This window comes from Microvirga flavescens (assembly GCF_003290125.1).
Classification (GTDB): Bacteria; Pseudomonadota; Alphaproteobacteria; order Rhizobiales; family Beijerinckiaceae; genus Microvirga; species Microvirga flavescens.
Genome location: NZ_QMKH01000002.1, coordinates 50,058 through 70,093 on the forward strand (window position 1 = coordinate 50,058; position 20,036 = coordinate 70,093).

Here is a 20,036-nt window from a genome sequence, read left to right on the forward strand (position 1 = left end):
CGGCCAAGGTCTCGACTTTCCCGCACCACCTCATAAGTTTCCGTCAGCGACGAAGGAGACGATTATGCGACGTTCCGCAATCTGCTGTGGTGTGATCCTGGGTGCTCTCGCCCTGGCGGGATGTCAGTCGGCCAGGGCCCCCGGCGTCTTCAACGCGGGATCGGTCGCGCCTCCACCCTCGCTGGCCGCCACGAAGCAGAAGGCCACAGCCTCGAGCCCCGCAACGCCGAGAACCGGTGCATCGCGAAGGTCGCTCACGGTGCCTCAATAAAAGAGTTGGTCGAGGAACAACGTCTCCTCCAGGTGGATGGAAAATACCGGGCCTGCCCTAGAATTATTGTAGCACCCGGCATCCGACGCCTCGGAGATCGACCACGATGAACTTCGTGTCCGCTCTATTTCTCACCGGTCAGTTGATCCTTCCTGCAGCAGACGGACCACCCCGTCTGGATGTTCAACAAAGTTGCAAATCCGCCATGAAGCTCGACCCTCAAACCGGCAGCGTCGATGCATGCATGAAAGACGAGAATGATGCACTCGCCGAACTGAAGCGGTTATGGACAACCTTTCCCGCGGGCGACAGGGCGCGCTGTACCACGGAGACGAGCACCGGCGGCGCGCCAAGTTATGTGGAGTTGATTACCTGCCTCCAGATCGCGCAGGACGCGCGGCAGGCTCCAAAGAACTGACCGGCGAAGAAGATAAAGAGAACCCTAGGGAAAACACCTGATGGAAGCGGAGCGGCAGCGCCAAAAATAATGAAAGCGCGGCACCGCACGGGAGACTGTCTCATGAACGACATCTCAACACCCTCTTTCGAAGCCTATGAGAAACTCAGCCCGTTCGAGATCAAGGACAAACTGATCGAACTTGCCAAGGACAGCTCGAAAAAGGCCGCGCTGGTGATGCTCAATGCCGGGCGCGGCAATCCCAACTGGGTTGCCACGACTCCTCGGGATGCTTTCTTCCTTCTCGGGCAATTCGCGATGGAGGAATGTCGGCGAGAGAGGAACGAACCGAACATGGGTGGCATGCCGCAACCCAAGGGCATCGCCCAGCGGCTCGAAATATTTCTCAAGTCGCGACAGGACATGCCCGGCGCGGACATGCTCAAGCAGATGGTTCCGTTCGCCGTATCGAAGTTCAGCTTTGAGCCGGATGCCTTCGTCCATGAACTGGTCGATTCCATCGTCGGCGACAATTATCCAGTCCCCGACCGCATGCTGCGCCATGCCGAGAGGATCGTTCACGATTACCTGATCTGGGCGATGTGCGACAGCAAATCACCGGGCGGGCAGTTCGATCTCTTCGCGGTCGAAGGCGGCACGGCAGCCATGTGCTACACCTTCAAAGCGCTCATACAAAACCATATCCTGCACAAGGGCGACACGATCGCACTCGGCACGCCGATCTTCACGCCTTATCTCGAAATTCCGCATCTCAACGACTACGAGTTCAACGTCGTCCCCATTCGGGCCCCTCAAGAAAGCCTCTTTCAATATACCGACGAGGAATTGAAGAAGCTGGAAGATCCGAAGATCAAGGCGTTCTTCCTCGTCAATCCGGGCAACCCGACCTCCGCCGCGATCCTGCCGGAGGTGAGAGAGAAGATCGTCAAGCTCGTCAAAGAGAAGCGACCGGATCTCATCATTCTCACCGATGATGTCTACGGCACTTTCGTGCCGCATTTCCGCTCGCTCATGGCGGAACTGCCGCACAACACGATCGGCGTCTACTCCTACTCGAAATACTTCGGCTGCACGGGATGGCGGCTCGGCGTCATTGCGCTGCATCAGGACAACATCATCGACAAGATGATCGCCAAACACCCGAAGGCCATCACCGAACAGCTCAACAAGCGCTACGGCTCTCTCACGCTGAAGCCGGAGGAGATGAAGTTCATCGACCGCATGGTCGCCGATAGCCGAGACGTCGCACTCAATCACACGGCGGGCCTCTCCATTCCGCAGCAAGTGCAGATGACCCTGTTCTCGCTGTTCCAGATGCTGGACAAGGAGGAGACCTACCGCAAGGCGACCATGGAGATCTGCCACCGCCGTGCGGCAGCGATGATAGAGGGCCTGGGGCTAGATCCAAAGACCGGAACGCACCCGCAGTTCGCCGCCTATTACGGGCTCATCGACTTCGAATTCTGGCTCAAGAAATATCTGGGCGAGGATGTCGCGAAGTTCGTGCGCGAGCACTACCATCCGCTGGATATCGTATTCCGCCTCGCGCGCGAGCATGCCCTCGTTCTACTGAACGGCGGTGGGTTCGAAGCGCCTGACTGGTCCGTGCGCGTGTCCTTCGCCAACCTGCCGGACGATGTCTACGACGATATCGGGCGAATGGTCCGCTCCGTCGCCGCCGCCTATGTGGAAGCGTACCGTTTCTCGCACGGAAAAGCCGGCACGCCTGCCACAGCAAAGAAAAAGTGAAGGAACGCGCGCGGTAACTAACCGGACATCACCGACCGCCAGGGAGCGAAGCGATGATCGAGTGGTTCTTTCATACGTTGCGAAGCTATCCGGAGATTGCGATCTTTCTGTCGCTCGCCATCGGCTATTACGTAGGCTCCTTCACCTTCAAGGGTCTCGGCCTCGGCGCGGTGACAGCGACACTTCTTGCGGCGATCTTGATCGGGCAGATCGGCATCACGGTATCTCCGACCGTGAAATCCGTATTCTTCCTCATGTTCCTATTCGCCATCGGCTACAGTGTCGGCCCGCAATTCGTGCGTGGCATTGCGCGTGACGGTTTACCGCAGGCGCTGTTCGCAGCCATCATCTGCGTTCTTTGCCTCGCCACCGCTTACATCGCCGCACGCATTGCAGGGTACGATCTCGGCTCTTCGGCGGGTCTTTATGCGGGGGCCACGACGATCTCGGCTTCCATGGGTCTCGCGACGGACGCCATCAACCGGTTAGGTCTTCCCGCCGATCAGACCAAGCCGTTGCTCGATGCTATTCCGGTGGCCTACGCAGTGACCTACATTTTCGGCACGGTCGGCTCCGCAATCATTCTGGCGATCATCGGCCCTGCGCTTTTGCGCATCGATCTCGCAGCGGAATGCAAGCGCTACGAGGCGGAGCACGGTGGAAAGAAAGAACTCGGCGGGGCTGGTAGCGCATGGCATCGTTTCGCGTTGCGCGCATTCCGCGTGCGCGAAGGCGGCGTCGTCGTGGGTAAAAGCGTTCGCGAAGTCGAAGCCATGGTGCCCGAGGCGCGCGTCTTCATTGAGCGCATCCGGCGTGACGGTAAAATTCAGGAAGCCACGGAAGACATGGTCTTGCAGGCGGGCGATGTCATCGCCCTCGCGGGGCGGAGGGACATACTGGTTGATCTGGTCTCGCCTCCACCCAGCGGCGGCCCGGGGGGCATCAAGCCCGCAGGCGATGGTAAGATCCTGCTGCCGACCGGACAGGAAGTCGCGCCCGCAGACGAGGTGGACGATCCGGAGCTTCTCGCTGTTCCGGCAGGCGGCGTCGACATCTATGTCACCAATCGCGAAGCGGACGGCATAAGCCTGCTCGAGCTTTCACAATGGCCCACCGCGCGCGGCGTGTTCCTGCGCAAGATCACACGAGGCGCAACGGCGACGGAAATTCCGATTCTTGCCGACACCAAGATCCATCGTGGCGACATCCTCACTGTCGTGGGCCGTACGCAGGATATCGACAAAGCGGCGAAAGCTCTGGGTTATGCCGACAAGGCGACGGATGTCGCCGACGTCGCCTTCATCGGCGCAGCGATTACATTCGGCGCCTTGGTCGGCGCTCTCGTGTTCAAGATCGGAGCGGTGCCGCTCACACTTTCGACATCCGGCGGCGCACTCATCTCCGGCTTGTTCTTCGGCTGGCTGCGCTCGGTCCGCCCGACCTTCGGTCGCATTCCCTCGTCCACCGTCTGGTTCATGAACTCGGTCGGTCTCAACGTTTTCATTGCCGTCGTCGGCATCTCGTCCGGGCCGAGCTTCGTCGCAGGACTTCAGCAACTCGGCATCAGTCTCTTTCTGTGGGGGATTGTCGTCACCACGATCCCGCTCATCATCAGCATCTATATGGGCAAATACCTCTTCCGCTTCGACCCCGCGATCCTGCTTGGCTGCATCGCCGGTGCACGCACGACGACAGCGGCTCTCGGCATGATAACCGAACGCGCCAAGAGCCAGATCCCCGGGCTCGGCTACACGGTCACCTATGCCGTCAGCAATACGCTCCTCACGATCTGGGGCATGGTGATCGTGATATTGCTAAGCTGATCTCTCGAGGAGAGGACAATGACGACACCCACCCGTGCCGAGCGCCGTCTTCTGAGTGACGATGAATACGAACTGGTAGCGCAAACGCACCACCCGGCCCTTACCATGATCGAGACGCCGGAACTGTCGCGCCTGACATCGCTTATTCGCGAACGGCGCGACCGCGCAAAGGACATCGCCAACAAGCAACGCCGCGAGGTTCGTGGCAAAGGTCGTGCGAACACGAACTTCGCCGCAAAGGATCTCGGCAACCGCCGCAAGGCGGGTGTGTTGGGCGAAGCCTTGTCGCGGTTGAACAAGGAACGTTCGCGGCGCAATGCAAGGGCGCGCCTGAGCGAGAATGCGCACAAGGCGCTGGAGCTCAAACGAGACTCCGCTTCCCAGAAACGCCCTGCACCGGGACGGACAGCCGGAAAAGGCATGGCCTCCAGTGAGAACCCGAAAGCCGAGCGCATCGGGAGCGAGATGCACGCCGGACGGATCTCGCAAGCTGGGAAGACGGCGCAGGCCAAACGGGATAGCAAGTAGGACAAGGGCGCGCGTTGCTTGGAACGCGCGCCAGCCTTTCCCGTTGGCATGACGCATCACGGGAGCATGGTCCGAAACGAAGGATCATGGCCCGAAGATCGGAGGATCCGCCATGCTCACGAAAACCGATCTGGATGGGCCGGCCAGCCTCCAGTACGAACCGGTCGGCGGGAAAGTGGATGAAGCCCGCCTCGATTGGGAACACGCGCAAAACTTCACGTCGCTTCGCGAGGCCGTTCACTGGGCCATGACACAGGAGGCCCCAGCCGGGCAACACGCGGTCATCCGCACGTCGTCAGGAATGATCCTCAATCCCGACATGCTGGAAGGGATATGGTCGAGTCTGCAGGGGCCGTGACCTCAATCGCGTTATATGAAGAAGCCGAGGTCGGCGCCATCGTCGAGATGAGCGAACAGATGGCGCCCCACTATCAAGGGACGTGAACAAGCGCCGTCTCGCCATCAACGCAATGAAGAAGCTCGAGACTGGATGGGAGAGCACCCGAAAGCAACTGCTTGGAGGCACCGTCCATCGTCTGGTGAAGAACGCTTGATGAACGGAGTTTGGCAACCGTCGCGATATTTTGGCAACCGTCTCCGTATTGGAAACCCCTTATATCTGCCTAATTATCGATTTCATTGAAGATAAGTGGTGGGCGCACTAGGGCTCGAACCTAGGACCCGCTGATTAAGAGTCAGCTGCTCTACCAACTGAGCTATGCGCCCACTTACTTCTAAGTGTCTGGTGAAAGACACTTTATTTCTCTCGGCGGCTTGGTTTCCGCTGAGGTGGCGTGCGTGTAACAAACCGCACGGCCCCTGTCTACCCTTTTATTGGCCTCATGCCGCCGATTTTGGTTTTGTCCGGTGATAGCTGCCATCGCCCTTCGTCAGAACCTTGTCTACCGGCTGAAGATCGCCCGGTTCGATATCGGCTTCGGCCTCAAGTTCCTGCCAGAGCAGGATAAGCCGGTCGAGGTCGAGGGACGGCCATGCTTCGACACCGTCGAGGACGAAATAGGTCTCCTGGAAGTCGTCGATTCGATAGAGCGTGCGCATCACCCGCGCGAGATCGAAGGCGACCCGGTTGGGGGACGGGCTCTCCAGCGCGAAGACCGTCTCGGAGGGCGAGGACGCGATGCCCGCCCCGACGATCCTCAAGCCTTGCGGCGTTTGGGCGAGGCCGAACTCCACCGTGTACCAGTAAAGCCGTGCGAGGCGCTTCAAGGCCCCCTTCTCGGCGGCGACGAGGCCCGCCTTGCCATAGGCCTCGAGGTAGTCGGCATAAAGCGGCTGCATGATGAGCGGCACATGGCCGAATACGTCGTGGAAGACGTCGGGCTCCTCGATGTAGTCGATCTGTTCGGGCTTGCGGATCCAGAAGCCCGCCGGAAACTTGCGGTCGGCCAAGAGGCGGAAGAACGCGAGATCCGGAATGAGACCGGGCACGGCGACGACTTCCCAGTCAGTGGCGGCCCTGAGGCGCTGGTTCATCACCCTGAAATCGGGGATGCCCTCCTCCCCGATGCCGAGCCGGTCGAGCCCTTCCAGAAACGCATCGACCACCCGGCCTTGCAGGATCTCCCGCTGGCGCTTCGCAAGCGTGCGCCAGGTGGCGTGATCCGTTGGCGTGTAGTTCTCGAAACCTTGATCGACGAGATAATCGCGTGGGTCGTCGCTACCGGTCGCGGCATTCATGGCGTCCCTCCGTCATTGTCGAGAGAGAATATCACCCACGCGAGGGCAGAATGCGCCGAGTTGACCCGCAGGAGCCGCGAACTAGGTCACTTCATGACCTCATTGCGGATCAACGAGCATGACAAGGAAACGACCCCTCACCCCATCGGACCGGCGCATTCTTCGCGTGGTGCAAGGCGACGGGCGCATCACAAACGCGGCCCTGGCCGAGAAGGTGGGACTTGCCGCCTCACCGTGCCTGAGGCGGTTGAAGGCGCTGGAGGAGGACGGCGTGATCGAGGGCTATCGCGCGCTCGTCAACCGCAAGGCCCTCGGCTTCGAGGTCGAGGCCTTCGTTTTCGTCAAGCTGGAACAGTCCGAACCCGGATGGCGCACGCGCCTCGTGGAGCGCCTCAAGAGCTACGAGGAGGTCATCGCCTGCTATGCCCTGACGGGAGAGATCGATCTTCTGGTCCATGCTGTCGCCGAGGATATCGAAAGCCTCGGCGAGTTCACCATGAACCGCCTGCTCCCCCTGCCGGGCGTGGCGGATGTGCGGTCGAGCTTCGTGCTCTCGACCGTTAAGCCGCCAGGCGCCCTGCCGGTGCCGGAAGCGTGATGGTTCCCGCCGCTTACTCCGCCGCGTGCTGCGCGTGCAGGCGTGCGCCTCGGCTCATGAGCTTGTTGAGCGCACCGAGATAGGCCTGCGCGGAAGCAACCAGCGTATCCGGATCGGCAGCGCGGGAGGTCACGCTGCGCCCATCGGCGGCGAGCCGCACGGATACCTCGGCCTGCGCATCCGTTCCTTCGGTCACCGCATGGACCTGATAGAGCTCCAGCACGGCCTCGTGCGGCACCAGCGCCTTGATGGCGTTGAAGGTAGCGTCCACCGGGCCATTGCCCTCCTGCTCCTCGATCACCGTGTTGCCGTCCACCTGCAGGCGCATGGTAGCGCGCTGCGGGCCGCGCGTGCCGGCGACGATGGAGAGCGAGACCAGCTTGATGCGGTCATGCGCGGTGGCGATGTTCTGATCGACCAGCGCCTCGATGTCCTCGTCGTAGACGTGCTTCTTGCGGTCGGCCAGATCCTTGAAGCGTTCGAATGCATCCTGGAACTGGTTATCGGAGAGGTTGTAGCCCAGCTCTTCCAACTTGTTGCGGAAAGCCGCGCGGCCCGAGTGCTTGCCCATGACGAGGGATGTCTTGGACACGCCGACGCTCTCCGGCGTCATGATCTCGTAGGTCTGCGCATTCTTCAGCATGCCGTCCTGGTGGATGCCGCTTTCATGCGCGAAGGCGTTCCGGCCCACGATGGCCTTGTTGTACTGCACCGGGAACGAGGTGGCGGCAGAAGCGAGCTTCGAGGCGCGCGTCAGCATGGCCGCCTCGATGCCCGTCTCGTAGGGCAACACATCGCCACGCGTCTTGATCGCCATCACGATCTCTTCCAGCGCCGCATTGCCTGCACGCTCCCCGATACCGTTGAGCGTGCATTCGATCTGGCGCGCACCGCCTTCCAATGCCGCGAGCGAATTCGCGACCGCGAGGCCGAGATCGTTGTGGCAATGGGCGGAGAAGATCGCCTTGTCCGCATTCGGCACGCGCTCGCGCACGGCCTTGAACATGTCGCGATACTCGTCCGGCGTCGCATAGCCCACGGTGTCGGGCAGGTTGATGGTGGTGGCTCCCGCCTTGATGGCGGCATCCACGCATCGGCACAGGTATTCGATGGGCGTGCGCGTGGCATCCATCGCCGACCACTCGATGTCATCGACGAGGTTGCGGGCCTGGGTCACGGTCTTGATAATGATTTCCAGAACCTCTTCCTCGGTCTTGCGCATCTGATGCGCCAGATGGATCGGTGAGGTAGAGACAAAAGTATGGATGCGCGGGCGCGCCGCATGGCGCACAGCCTCACCGGCGCGCGCGATGTCGGCCGTGATGGCGCGGGCAAGACCGGCGACGGTCGAATTCTTGATGCGCTGAGCGATCAAGGACACCGCCTCGAAGTCGCCATTGGAGGCAATGGGGAAACCCGCCTCGATGATGTCGACGCCCATGGTGTCGAGCAGATCGGCGACCGCGAGCTTTTCTTCCAGCGTCATGGTCGCGCCAGGGCATTGCTCGCCGTCGCGCAAGGTGGTGTCGAAGATCAGGACGCGGTCTTTGGCGGAAACGGACATATTTTAAGCCTTCTCAGGGGGCGCTCACAAAAAAAGCGCTCAAGTGGTTTCGATGTCTTTTCGAACCCCTGAGAGCCCAGGCACATTCGCCCAGCCGACCCTCAGGGGCGACTAAGGAGAAGAAGGCCAAGGAGGCGCGCGCGACCGGCCGCGGAAGCGGCAAGGGTCGTCAGGGCGCTGGTGGAGCCGATGAACATCGCGGCCCGTTCCTCCTGGGAAGCGTCACCTTCAAAGCGACGCGATATCCGCTTTTATCGACCACCAGCCCGCCTGGCAAGCCGCATTGCAGATATGATGAGCTTGGCGGGACTTGAAAACCGCCTCGCCCAGCTCAAGCTAGGCCATGAGCGGGACATGTCCAACGAGGGGGATTTTCATGAGGAACGGTCTTTGCGCGCTGCCTGCGGCTCTTGCGGCTTTGATCCTGTCCGCCTGCACCCAGACTGGCGCGTCCGCCCCGCCCTCACCCGTCAACGCAGCGACAGGCTGCCAGGCCGAGATCGAAGAGTATCGGGCGATCATGGAGAACGATCGCCGGATGGGCCACGTCAATGCCTCGGTTTACAACCGCGTCGAGGCAGACATCGGCAAGGCCTCAGCGGCCTGCGCCGCCGGGCGCGATGCTGAGGCGCGCCGCATGATCAGCGCCACCAAGTCCCGCTACGGCTACCGCTAAGAAAAGCGCCACGCGAAGAACGTTTGCAGCCATTGCGGCATCGTCTTCGGATCGATGTCGGCAGGACCGCGAACGATCCTGACATCGGAGAGCTCGGGCTCCTCCTGCCGGACGATGTTCGCGCGGATCCGTTCGGCAAGAGCGTCAGCAGGCTCCGGCACGACGACCTGCCGGACCAGCGCCACCGCAGGCCAGCGGCGAACGACGATCCAGTCGTCGGACACGGCGTAGCCCGTCGCCAGCCCGGTTTCTTCTTCGAGTTCGCGAGTAAGGCTTGTCGCGAGATCGACCGTGCCATCTGGCAGAACGTCCGAGCGGTCCGGCGTCCCGGCGGCGAAATAAACCCGCCCGGCATTCGCCGTATGATCGGCCATGACGCCGCAGATGAAGCCACCGTCAGAGCCCTGCAAAGCCCCCACGGCAAAGCCGTTGGCGACGCCGGTGTCACGGTCGGGCAAATCGAGCCAGCCGACAAAATCGGAATAGTCCATCTCCGAATAGACCATGCGGCACTTGTCCGCGTTCAGCTCCATCTCGCGCAGGGCCAGAACGCGGCCATTGAACATCTTCGGCTTGAGTGCCTTGCGGCGCTGCCAGTTGGCTGCGATGCGCTCCCGGTTCGCCACGGCCCAAGGCCATTCCCGCTCTTCCACCCGCGCCTCCACGCTGGCGGCGTGAGTGATGAGGATTTCCTGATTCATAGGAGAAGTTCGCCCCGGCTCACCACAACGGCGCCACCGCCGATCTCGGCGGAGACGAGAGCGCCCTTCTCGATGGTGAGCTGCAGCGCGATCTGACTCGGACGCCCCATCTCGAAGCCCTGTTCGATGAGGACGTTGTGCTCGCCGTCGCCCAACGGCTCGCATTGCATCAACGCGCCGGCGAAGGCGGCTGCGGCGCTACCCGTCGCGGGGTCTTCGCCGATGCCCATGCCAGGGCCGAACATGCGCGCCCGGAAAGCAAGACCCGTCGCCGTTGCGGCGCGCGTGTAGACATAGGCCGCCGGATGGTCGCTGTCGCCGAACACCTTGTCGAAGGCTTCTCCCTGCGGCCTGGCGCGTGCAAGAGCATCGAGCGAGGAAACGGGGATGAGATCGTAAGCGACGCCCGCCGAATGACGGCTCGGCACATGGCGGTCAAACCCGATCTCCGCTGGATCGAGCCCGAGGGCCCACGCGCACTGGGACGCTTCCTTGCCATCGCCCCACACGGCGGGAAGTCGCGGCAGGCGAAAGCGCGCGTATCCCTTGCGGCTCGTCTCCACTTCCGCGACGCAAGGCACGATGCCGACCTTCTCCTTCAGGCCGAAAGCGAGAGCGCCGGCCTCGCCCTTCCTGTCGAGCACCGCCAGAAGCACTGCCGTGCCGACCGTCGGATGGCCTGCGAAAGGCAATTCACGCGCGGGCGTGAAAATGCGGATATCCGCACGTTGGCGCGGGTCCTGCGGGCGGAAGACGAACACCGTTTCGGAGAGATTGAACTCCCGCGCGATCGCCTGCATCCGGCCATCATCGAGCCCTTCGGCATCGAGAACGACGGCAAGCGGGTTGCCCGCGAGTTGCGTGTCCGTGAAAACATCGAGCGTGTAGAGGGGATAGGACATGAGGTCAGATCTCTTCGACGGAAAAACGGTAGGTCGGCGACACGAATTCATCCTGCGCCGCAACGGTGAGGATTTCGCGTGAGCCAGCCTCCTCGGTGCGCTTCAACAAGCCGTAGATCGAAGATGCCGCCTCTACAAGCGCCAACGCGGCAGAGCGCGTGCGCGCGTAGTGCACGAAGAAGAGCGCCGCAATCGCATCCCCCGCGCCATTCACGTTGACCGAGAGCCTCGGCGTCCGGATGGCCCAGAAGCGCCCGCCTTCGCCGACGACGAGATCCACGGAATCGCTCGGCGTCACATCGGTCTCGACCGACGTGACGAGAATGACCTTCGGGCCGATGTTCTGAACGGCGAGGATCGCTTTTTTCAGAGCCGCGACAGTGTTCGTCTCGATGCCGGAGAGATAATCGATCTCGAACTGGTTCGGCGTGATGATGTCGGCGGCAGGAACCGCCTGATCGCGCATGAATTCCGGAATGCCCGGACGCACGAAGATGCCTCGCCCCACATCGCCGATCACCGGATCGCAGCAATAGAGCATGTCGGGATTGGCCTCGCGCACCCGCGCGACCGTGCCGAGGATGGCGTTGCCGATATCGGCGGAGCCCATGTAGCCGGAGAGTACGCCATCGCAACGGGGTAGAACGCCGCGCTCGGCGATGCCTTCCACAAGATCCTCGATGGCGGGACCGTCAAAGACCCGCCCCTTCCAGGAGCCGTAACCGGTGTGGTTCGAAAACTGCACCGTGTGGATCGGCCAGACCTCGACTCCCAGGCGCTGCATGGGAAAGACCGCCGACGCATTGCCCACATGACCATAGGCGACATGCGATTGAATGGAGAGAATGTTCATTGCCGATGCCCCGTAGAAGGCTTCCGGGTTAACGCATTCAAGGTCCTGCATCAAATTGCGCAATGTGATCTGATCGATCACAGAATATGACAAAACCGCCTATCGCTCCTGTTCGACACGCCGGATCACCGACCCCGATGGACATCGAAACCCTCAAGACCGCCTTCGTCGCGTTCGTTCGCGCCAATCAGGACTATGCGCCGTTCGTCGTCGGGCTTCTGACATTCGGCGAGTCGCTGGTTTTTCTCTCCCTGCTGCTGCCGGCAACCGCGATCCTCGTCGCTATCGGGTTCATGCTGCCCGCAACGGATATTCCCTTTTGGCACGTCTGGCTGGGCGCAGCGCTCGGTGCGGGCGCGGGCGACTGGCTTTCCTTCGCTGTCGGCCAGCGCTTCAAGACTGCCGCTTATGGGCTCTGGCCGCTTTCGCGCAACCCGCATCTCGTCACTCGCGGCGAGCGCTTCTTTCTTCGCTTCGGCGCGTGGGCCGTCTTCATCGGCCGGTTCTTCGGCCCTGCCCGCGCAGTCATCCCGCTGATCGCCGGCGTCTTCCTCATGCCGCCCGTGCTCTTCCAGGCCGCGAACTGGGCGTCCTCGTTCGTCTGGGCCTTCCTTCTTCTCGCGCCGGGCATGGGCTTGATGGAGATCATCAGCCGCTGGTGAGCGGCGGACCTCTCGGCGAGTACGCAAGGGCTCAGGGCCGATCTTCAGCGCGTCCCTTCCCTAGGGTTGTAGGCTTGGGGCTTGGCGAATACGGCTCGGCGGCAGAGCCGGAAAGAAAATCAGGCCGCGCCCGCCCCTTTTATCGCTTTTCGCATCCATTCCTCTTTGTTTCGACAGGAGGCAAACGCTTCGTCCAATGTTACACAATTTCGATTATTGAATGATCGAAGTTGTCCCATGAGACATTTTTCTAACGACCATCACGATTGGTACGAAGACGACGAGCCTTTTGAAGTCGCCGACCAGCGGAAGGACCGGATTCCCGGCCTCCCCTTTTCCTGGCCGAGTTTCGGCTGGGGGCTGGCATGCTTTGCGTTTTCAGCCGCCTGGATTCTCAACAGCCTCAGCACGCTGGACAGCGCCAGCGATTTCGGTGGCATGAGCCGTGTTGCCGGCAGCTTGTGGAATCTGCTGCTCGCCATGCTGCTCTCGTACCTGCTGTTCCGGTTCAGCAGGCCTTACTTGCGTGGGCTTTCCTACGTTCTCTGCGGCTTAAGCGCGACTTACCTCCTTTTCACGCACAGCTTCTAAGCGATTACAAAGGAAGATTTTCACGTTTTCGCATCGTCACGTTAAGCAAATCCATTAAGCACGTTCGCACAAACAGCCTCAAGCTTGGCATATTTTGATTGAGATAACCTAAGGGAATGTCTTGAATTAAATAAACATTAACCAAACGCCGCTGCGGAGGCGGACTTACGATGAATTGCGGGGCTTCGTTTCGTAAAGAAGTATCGTTTCTACTTCTTCAGTCAAGCTTCGAAGAATTGTACGCTAGCGTACCAAGTATTTTTGGGAAAAATCATACTTCTGCCAAGAAAATTATTCCATTCTTCGGAGAAGCAAGCTTGCCAAGTTTATTTGGATTTCAATTCGACGCCGATCTTTCAATACCAAGGCAAGCTTTATTTGCCTCATATTAATTTTCGAGAGACGTTATGGCTATTAATCCAAATAATCTCGCCGGAACGGCAGTATTGACGTTCAGCGACGAGTTCAATGCGTTCAGCTATTGGAATGGCGCGGGCGGAACCTGGGACACAGGCTATCCCTGGGCGGCGGCGAACGGCGGCACCAACGAAAGCAACGGCGAAGAACAGTGGTATATCAACGCGAATTACGCGGCCACGCAGTCGCTCGGCACTTACAAGGTCAATAACGGCGTCCTGAACATCACCGCAGCGCCGACGCCGGCTTCGCTCAAGTCGGCGGTCAACGGCTACAATTACACCTCCGGAATGGTGACGACCTACCATTCCTTCAGCCAGACCTACGGTTATTTCGAGATGCGCGCCCAGCTCCCTGCCGGACAGGGCCTGTGGCCGGCCTTCTGGCTCCTGCCGACGGATCAATCCTGGCCTCCGGAAATCGACGTGATGGAGGTCATCGGCAGTCAGCCGAACACTCTCAACACGACGGTCCACTACGGCAATTACCAGCAGACCGGCAACGAGATCACCCTCTCGGGCCTGACAACCGGATTCCACACCTACGGCGTGGATTGGCAGAAGGATCTGATCTCCTGGTACTTCGACGGGCAACTGGTTTTTCAGACTGCGACGCCTGCCGGCATGGACAAGCCGATGTACATGCTCGCCAATCTCGCCGTCGGCGGGGTGTGGCCGGGAAGTCCAAACGCCAGCACCAGCTTTCCGGCGAGCCTTCAAATCGATTACATCCGCGCCTATGCGGCAATGCCTGGCGACATCGATACGGACACCGGTACGCCCTCCGAGCTCTTCGCGCTCAAGGCGAGCGCCAAGCCGACGAAGGCCATCACCGGGACTTACGATTGGGATACACTGACAGGCACCTCCGCCCGGAACTTGCTCGACGGAAAGGAAGGCGGGGACAGGATGCTCGGCTCGAAAGGTGACGACACCTACATCGTCGAGAACGTTGCCGACAGGGTCGTGGAAAAGGCCAATCAGGGAACCGATACGGTCAAGACCAATCTCCGCTCCTATCGGTTGCCGTCCAATGTCGAAAACCTGACCCTGACCGGCAAGGGCGATCAGACGGCGATCGGCAACAGCCTCAACAACTGGATCAAGTCGAACGGCGTCGGGGACAACACTCTCAAGGGCGGCGCAGGCAACGACATCCTGCAGGCAGGCTCTTATGCCGACACGCTCACAGGCAACTCGGGCAAAGATATCTTCCTCTTCACGAAGGCTCCCGTTCGCGCCGGCCATGTGACGGATTTCACGCCGGGCGTCGACATGCTCGATCTGCGCGCCCTTTTCAAAAACTACCAGGGGGCGGACCCGGTGTCGGACGGCCTGTTGTCCTTCACGTCGGACGGGAAAGGCAACACGTTGGTGAAATACAAGACGACGCCGATGGCAAAAGCGACGCTCGTCACCACGCTCGACCACGTCTCGCCCACGCAAATGCACCCGCAGGACGACTACTTCTTCGTCTGAGCGAAATTCTTGATCCTACAAGCGGCTTGCTGCGCGCCGGGTAAAACTGGGGCGCTCGACATGCTTTGCGAGTTGCAAATATCGCTGTTGGAGAGCGCCACTCGCGATTGGGAGGCGATTAGCGAAGCGAGAGCTTGGTTTGCCCCTTGACCGCAACGGCCTTCTCGCTGGTGCGACGCGCCTTGTTGCGGAAAGCCAGGGCGATGGCGGCGATTCCCGCCAGCAAGCTGCCGCCGAACGGCGCCGCGACGAGCGCCCATAACAGGCCGAACGACGACCACATGCCCGCAAACGTGGCGGCCCCGCCAATGAGAAGCGCCAAAACTATAGCCGCCATGCAACCATTCCTTCCAGGCCCACGCCTGCTTTCGCAGTTCCCCACGCGCGGACATGCACCAATAATGTTACGCAGAGGAACGTTGGTTTGGCAAGCCGCGCGGGGCTTCAATGGCCCACAAATGCTTGATTAGGTTAAGCTTTGCATAAGAACGGCGCTTTTCGACCACGCCGTTCAAGGCCAGTTGAGCCCGAGATTGCCGATTTCCCAGGGCAGGAATGGCACCCCGGAAAGAAGGGCGCGCAGGGCCGGCTCGGTCTGGTACAGCCCGTTGATGGAAACTCGCGGCAACGCCGTCAAATTCTGCGCGTGCTTTTGAAAGACATGCCCCGGACGTGTCGTGAGGCAAGTGGTGAACCCCGCCTCCCGGCTCAAGCGGAATTCGCGGTCGCCCGCCGAATTGCGATCCCCCAGCGGATAGGCCATGTGGCGAACCTGAATGCCGAGGCGCTCTTCAACGGCCGCTTTTCCTTGCAGCATTTCCCTGCGCACGAAATCGTCTTCGTGGCGCGCGAGAATGGGATGGGTGACCGTGTGCGATCCGATGGTGACATCGGAATCCTTCGCAAGGGCGCGCAACTCGTCCCATGTGGCGCAATAATCGCGCACGAGCCGGTTGGGATCGAGATTGATCTGCGCCGCAAGCTCGGCGGCAACCGCCCTCAGACGATCCTCAGGCCCAGCCTTCAACCGTTGAACAAGAGTTTCGAAAGCCGCTTTCTTCTCATCAAGCGTACGAACCTCCATCACTTCCATCGAGCCGTCGAGGCTGAAGCTGATCCTGTCCTGCCGTGCGATGGCGGCTTCGATCTCGTGCCACCACAATCGGCCATGCCCATCAGCAAAGTCCGCCACCACGAAGATGGTCCACGGCACCTTGTGGCGCTTCAGCACGGGCCACGCATATTCGATGTTGTCGCGATAGCCGTCATCGAACGTAATGACCGCGAAAGGCTTGTTCCCACGCGGGGACTTCAGACGTCGCGGAACCTCGTCGAGAGAGATGATGTCAAATCCCTCGCGCTTCAGAACCGTGATCGTCATGTCCAGGAATTCCGGCGTCACTTCCAGATACTGGTTCGGGCAGAACGGGCGCTCCCGTGCGGGCCGGACATGATGGAACATCAGGATCACGCCGTCCCCTTGAGCGAGCGGCCGCAGCCAGCGATCCGCGCGCGTCGCCTCGATGAGTGCAAAGCCTTTCGCAAAGAGATTGTGCCTGCGCGCAGCCGCGCCGCTGTCTTCGGCGACAGACGCAGGCATGTACGATGAAGAACTATTACTGTCGGGCATCGAGGCTTTCTTTCCGCTCATTTCGTGGAGGGAACGGGCGGAGCGAAAACACGTACGCTGTCGATACGATACTCTGCCGGAAAGAGTGTTGAGGAATCGGGAGGCCCGGGCCATCCACCGCCGACGGCGAGATTGGCAATGAGATACATGGGCTTGTGCATATCGGAAGGCGTCGGCGCATAACCAACGGCGCGTCCGTCGAAATACCAGACGATTTCCTCCGGCGTCCATTTGACGGCGTAGGTGTGATAGGCAGCGGAAAGATCGGGTGTTGAAATGCGCGCCTGTGATTGCACGCTTCCTCCGCTCCCGCTCGTGTGCATGGAGATGAACAGCGTTCGCGTTCTGTCGCCCAGAACCTCCATCACGTCGAGTTCCGGTGGCCAGCTGTGATCTTTCGGCGCCAGCCAGAAGGCCGGCCAGAGTCCTTTTCCATTCGGGAGCTTCGCCCGGATCTCCACATATCCGTAAAGCATGGTGAAGCTCTGCGCGGTCGAGATGAGGCCGGACACATAAGAGAACTTCACCTTTCCTTCCGCCGGACGTGCGCGAATGACGAGGCTTCCGTCCTCGATGGAAAACGGGTTGAGATCGTTGAAGTCACCCGCCTCTCCTCCCGGACGCGGATCGACGTAGTACTGCAATTCGTGATTGGGCGGGTTCGTCCGCGCGCCCCACGGATAATGCGGCTCCCAGATCCCGCCAGAGCCGTTCCACAACCGGAAACTCGAGAAGTCCTCGGAGAAGGCGAGCTTCCATCCCGTGGGCGGCATCTCGTGGCTCTCCTTGAGGCGACTTGGGACGGCGAAACTGTGCGTGATGGGGAACAGCCACGCGGCGACGGATGTGGCGGCAACAAGAATGATCTGAACTGCAATCACCCGCGCCATCGCGCGTCGTGAGAGCAGCCCGTGGACGTGCATGAGCATCGCGAGACTGATGACAAGCGTCAGCGCGGCGATGGTGCATCCCCATGCCTGGCCGGTTCCTCCGGCGAGCTTGTCTCCCATGAACATCGCACCGGCGAGAATGAGATAAGCCGGAACGAAAATCGTAAGCCCCTCGCGGCGCGGTCGCCGCGACATGGCCATCGAGATGGGAATGAGCCACGCGACGACACCGAGCGGAATGCACGAGATCGCGAACACGACAGTGAGCGAGGTCGCATCGCCATACGAAGGAAAGAGCCTGTCGATCACAGGCTCAACAAGCACGATGGCAAGCGCCGCAATGATCGTGAGGCCGAGCGCGACCAAGTGAGCCTCACGCTCGATAACATGCGAGCATGCTCCGCGCGGGGCATGCACGGCCTGTCCAAGAAGCTTCGGATAACGGACTTGCGCGATCGTCGAAAGAAGCCCGAGCCCGATGAAGGCGAGATTGGCGCCAAAGGCGAAAAGCCCAAGCTCGACGGGCGACGAAAAGATCGCGGCGATCCAACGATTGGCGGTCATATAAACCAGCCACAGGGCGTTGAACACGAAGAGTGGCAAGGCGCTTCGCAGAACTGGAAAGATCGGTGCGAGCGATCCGGAGCGCGGGCGCGGTGCCGGACGTGCAAGCGTTCCTGCCAGCACGCCGTACCAGACGAGCAGCACGACGAAGCAGCCCGTGACGCCCGCATAGAGAATGCCGCCAAGACGCGGAGCCGTCATCGCAACCTGCAGCAGAAGCGCAAGGACCGTGAACTCCCAAATCCGCGAACTTGCCCGATAGAGCGTTACAGGCGTGTTCGCGATCATGGCGAATGCGCCGCCCCCCACAGCCAGCGCCGTATCGATGGCCGAAAGGCGCCCGCTGAAGAAAGCAGCAAACGCCGCCAGCGGCACGACGACACTGAGGATGACAAGTCCGACGGCCCAACTGGCGCGCAGAATTTCGGCGCTCCGGGCCTGCGCTTCATCCGTTGATTTCGCCGCCGTCAATTCGCGATCCGCAAGCTGCGACAGGCCGAGATCGAATTTACCGGCATATTGGAACAGGCTGGAGAGAAGCGCGAACGCACCGAACGCGGATGGCCCGAGAAGGGTTGGCGCAAGAAGCGACGTTCCAGCGCTCAAGAGACTGAGAAGCGAAGTACCAACGGCATAGGCGAGCGGAACCCCCAGCCATGCGAGCGCACGGCTGTTCCGCAAACCTTGCACCGCACCCGGCAGCGCCAGAAAGTCCGCTGTTGTCGCGTCGGGCCTTAAGCCGGCAGGCATCGCTCGTTGCACCTTTCCGGTCGTGCCAGAACTTCCTGAACGATCTGTCCGACGCGCTCCGCAATGCTCTCCCAGCCGAGACTTTCCTGCGATGTACGCAAGGCGTTGGCAGAGCAGCTTTCGTAAAACTCCGCGTCATTCGCGAAGCGCGCGATGGCATCGGCGAGATCGCTCGCGGCCATGCCCTTCGCGATCACTCCCGTGCGGCCGTCGCTCACCTGCTCGACAAGGCCTCCGACCGGTGTCGCGACGATGGGAAGACCCGCCGTCAGCGCCGTTGCGGCAACGCCCGACTGGCTCGCTTCCACATAAGGCAGAACGGCAACATCCCCCCGCGCAAGCGCATTGGCGATCTCATCGTCATTGACCCATTTGTTCACGACGGAGATTCCGGGAAGCCCCTCCATCTGTGCGGCATGGGGCCCGAGATCGCCGGAGCCGACGATGTCAAGTTCCACACGAACGCCGCGCTCCACGAGAATGCGATAGGCATCGAGAAGATGCCCCAACCCTTTGTAAGCGACAATCCGTCCAAGAAAGAGCAGGCGCAACGGGCGCTCGCGCGGAAACGCACGGGGCGTGACGGCACCAGCACCATAGGTGAACGAACCGTGCGGCACGGTCCAGATCCGGTCGCGCGGGAAATTGTAAATGCGGTGCGCCTCGAGCCCCACATGGTCGGAGAGCACGATGAGCGCATCGGCAGCCTCGACCTCCCGACGGATCACCAGTTGGCGGAAGGGATACCAGTCGCCCGGATGCAGCTTGGCATCGTGCAGGACGAAAATGAAACGCTTCACGCGCCGCCGCAGCAGGGCGAGCGTTGCGGCATCCCAAATGGATTGCATGGTGCAGATGGCGACATCAGCGGAGCTTTCACGAAGAGCCCGCTGGAACTGGCGCTTCAGGCGCGGCAGGCCAAAGAGGCCGCGCGCGGCAGCAAGTTTTCCGGCCCACGTCGTCTTGTCGCCACGGAAAGTCTGCATGGCCCAGAGCGGCACATCCGGAATCGATTGCGCCAATGCCGCGAGCTCCGAACCTTCCGCCGCGGCGAGGAAGGGCAATATGCCCGGAACGCTTTTCAAGGCGCGCACGAGTTCATAGGTGAACTTCGAGCCCGCGCCTGCCCGCCCCCAATGCCAAAGCAGAACACGCCTGACACCAGGGCGAACAACAATACTTGCAGGCTGGTCAACACTTTGCGCCATGCTGCTCATTTCGTCTGTCTGGCTCGCTCCGATGCGGTTGAGAGCCATGTCGCAATCCATAGGTA

At 61.0% G+C, this 20,036-nt stretch carries 20 protein-coding genes and 1 tRNA gene; 10 read left to right on the forward strand and 11 right to left on the reverse strand.

What is annotated here, in order from left to right:
• Nucleotides 1-123 precede the first annotated feature (123 nt).
• Nucleotides 124-258, reverse strand: a complete 135-nt coding sequence (locus tag DQW91_RS17205) for a hypothetical protein (RefSeq protein ID WP_281024008.1) — start codon at nt 256-258, stop codon at nt 124-126.
• Between the two features lie 119 nt (nt 259-377).
• On the opposite strand from DQW91_RS17205, the gene DQW91_RS05025 reads away from it, so the two are divergent.
• The 5 genes from DQW91_RS05025 (at nt 378) to DQW91_RS05045 (ending at nt 5,147) form a co-directional block, all read left to right on the forward strand.
• Nucleotides 378-689 (forward strand): hypothetical protein, encoded by a 312-nt coding sequence (locus tag DQW91_RS05025; RefSeq protein ID WP_157961344.1) that lies wholly within the window; start codon nt 378-380, stop codon nt 687-689.
• Between the two features lie 102 nt (nt 690-791).
• Nucleotides 792-2,438 carry a bifunctional aspartate transaminase/aspartate 4-decarboxylase gene (locus DQW91_RS05030; protein ID WP_112662515.1) on the forward strand — a complete coding sequence of 549 codons (1,647 nt, stop codon included), beginning with the start codon at nt 792-794 and terminating at the stop codon, nt 2,436-2,438.
• A 53-nt stretch (nt 2,439-2,491) separates the two neighbouring features.
• Complete coding sequence (locus DQW91_RS05035; RefSeq protein WP_112662516.1) at nt 2,492-4,261, forward strand: aspartate-alanine antiporter family protein; 1,770 nt, start codon at nt 2,492-2,494, stop codon at nt 4,259-4,261.
• 18 nt (nt 4,262-4,279) lie between these two features.
• Nucleotides 4,280-4,789 (forward strand): hypothetical protein, encoded by a 510-nt coding sequence (locus tag DQW91_RS05040; RefSeq protein WP_112662517.1) that lies wholly within the window; start codon nt 4,280-4,282, stop codon nt 4,787-4,789.
• Nucleotides 4,790-4,901: 112 nt separating this feature from the next.
• Nucleotides 4,902-5,147 carry a hypothetical protein gene (locus DQW91_RS05045; protein WP_112662518.1) on the forward strand — a complete coding sequence of 82 codons (246 nt, stop codon included), beginning with the start codon at nt 4,902-4,904 and terminating at the stop codon, nt 5,145-5,147.
• Nucleotides 5,148-5,439: 292 nt separating this feature from the next.
• On the opposite strand, the gene DQW91_RS05050 is transcribed toward DQW91_RS05045, so the two are convergent.
• Both DQW91_RS05050 and phhA read right to left on the reverse strand, forming a co-directional pair.
• Nucleotides 5,440-5,515 (reverse strand) — tRNA-Lys (locus tag DQW91_RS05050).
• Nucleotides 5,516-5,629: 114 nt separating this feature from the next.
• On the reverse strand, nt 5,630-6,487 hold the full coding sequence (phhA, locus tag DQW91_RS05055; protein WP_112662519.1) for a phenylalanine 4-monooxygenase: 858 nt from the start codon (nt 6,485-6,487) through the stop codon (nt 5,630-5,632).
• 118 nt (nt 6,488-6,605) lie between these two features.
• Between phhA and DQW91_RS05060 the strand changes: the two genes are divergently transcribed.
• Entirely contained in the window at nt 6,606-7,085 is a 480-nt protein-coding gene (locus DQW91_RS05060; RefSeq protein WP_112662520.1) for an Lrp/AsnC family transcriptional regulator, read from the forward strand.
• 13 nt (nt 7,086-7,098) lie between these two features.
• On the opposite strand, the gene DQW91_RS05065 is transcribed toward DQW91_RS05060, so the two are convergent.
• Nucleotides 7,099-8,649 (reverse strand): 2-isopropylmalate synthase, encoded by a 1,551-nt coding sequence (locus DQW91_RS05065; RefSeq protein WP_112662521.1) that lies wholly within the window; start codon nt 8,647-8,649, stop codon nt 7,099-7,101.
• Nucleotides 8,650-9,025: 376 nt separating this feature from the next.
• Here DQW91_RS05065 and DQW91_RS05070 point away from each other — a divergent pair, with 376 nt between their 5' ends.
• The gene (locus DQW91_RS05070) at nt 9,026-9,325 is read left to right on the forward strand and encodes a hypothetical protein (protein WP_112662522.1); all 300 of its coding nucleotides are present in this window, start codon (nt 9,026-9,028) and stop codon (nt 9,323-9,325) included.
• Here DQW91_RS05070 and DQW91_RS05075 read toward each other — a convergent pair.
• Genes DQW91_RS05075 through pdxY form a run of 3 tightly spaced genes read right to left on the reverse strand, consistent with a single transcriptional unit; the run spans nt 9,322 to nt 11,781 of the window.
• Complete coding sequence (locus DQW91_RS05075; RefSeq protein WP_112662523.1) at nt 9,322-10,026, reverse strand: NUDIX hydrolase; 705 nt, start codon at nt 10,024-10,026, stop codon at nt 9,322-9,324. The genes DQW91_RS05070 and DQW91_RS05075 overlap by 4 nt on opposite strands.
• Nucleotides 10,023-10,928 carry a PhzF family phenazine biosynthesis protein gene (locus DQW91_RS05080; RefSeq protein WP_112662524.1) on the reverse strand — a complete coding sequence of 302 codons (906 nt, stop codon included), beginning with the start codon at nt 10,926-10,928 and terminating at the stop codon, nt 10,023-10,025. The genes DQW91_RS05075 and DQW91_RS05080 overlap by 4 nt, the downstream gene beginning before the upstream one ends.
• 4 nt (nt 10,929-10,932) lie before the next feature.
• Nucleotides 10,933-11,781 carry a pyridoxal kinase PdxY gene (gene pdxY / locus DQW91_RS05085; protein ID WP_112662911.1) on the reverse strand — a complete coding sequence of 283 codons (849 nt, stop codon included), beginning with the start codon at nt 11,779-11,781 and terminating at the stop codon, nt 10,933-10,935.
• A gap of 137 nt (nt 11,782-11,918) precedes the next feature.
• Between pdxY and DQW91_RS05090 the strand changes: the two genes are divergently transcribed.
• The 3 genes from DQW91_RS05090 (at nt 11,919) to DQW91_RS05100 (ending at nt 14,929) form a co-directional block, all read left to right on the forward strand.
• Nucleotides 11,919-12,443 (forward strand): DedA family protein, encoded by a 525-nt coding sequence (locus tag DQW91_RS05090; protein ID WP_112662525.1) that lies wholly within the window; start codon nt 11,919-11,921, stop codon nt 12,441-12,443.
• Nucleotides 12,444-12,680: 237 nt separating this feature from the next.
• Complete coding sequence (locus DQW91_RS05095; protein WP_112662526.1) at nt 12,681-13,034, forward strand: hypothetical protein; 354 nt, start codon at nt 12,681-12,683, stop codon at nt 13,032-13,034.
• A gap of 407 nt (nt 13,035-13,441) precedes the next feature.
• A complete protein-coding gene (locus DQW91_RS05100) occupies nt 13,442-14,929 on the forward strand; it encodes a family 16 glycosylhydrolase (protein WP_112662527.1) in 1,488 nt (495 codons plus the stop codon).
• Nucleotides 14,930-15,047: 118 nt separating this feature from the next.
• Here DQW91_RS05100 and DQW91_RS05105 read toward each other — a convergent pair whose 3' ends face one another.
• From DQW91_RS05105 to DQW91_RS05120, 4 genes are all read right to left on the reverse strand, one after another.
• Complete coding sequence (locus DQW91_RS05105; RefSeq protein ID WP_157961345.1) at nt 15,048-15,266, reverse strand: hypothetical protein; 219 nt, start codon at nt 15,264-15,266, stop codon at nt 15,048-15,050.
• Nucleotides 15,267-15,440: 174 nt separating this feature from the next.
• On the reverse strand, nt 15,441-16,529 hold the full coding sequence (locus DQW91_RS05110; RefSeq protein WP_112662529.1) for a polysaccharide deacetylase family protein: 1,089 nt from the start codon (nt 16,527-16,529) through the stop codon (nt 15,441-15,443).
• Nucleotides 16,530-16,576: 47 nt separating this feature from the next.
• Entirely contained in the window at nt 16,577-18,763 is a 2,187-nt protein-coding gene (locus DQW91_RS05115) for a family 16 glycosylhydrolase (RefSeq protein ID WP_112662530.1), read from the reverse strand.
• Nucleotides 18,748-20,019 carry a glycosyltransferase family 4 protein gene (locus tag DQW91_RS05120; RefSeq protein ID WP_198411791.1) on the reverse strand — a complete coding sequence of 424 codons (1,272 nt, stop codon included), beginning with the start codon at nt 20,017-20,019 and terminating at the stop codon, nt 18,748-18,750. Before DQW91_RS05120 ends, DQW91_RS05115 begins: the two co-directional genes overlap by 16 nt.
• Nucleotides 20,020-20,036 lie beyond the last annotated feature (17 nt).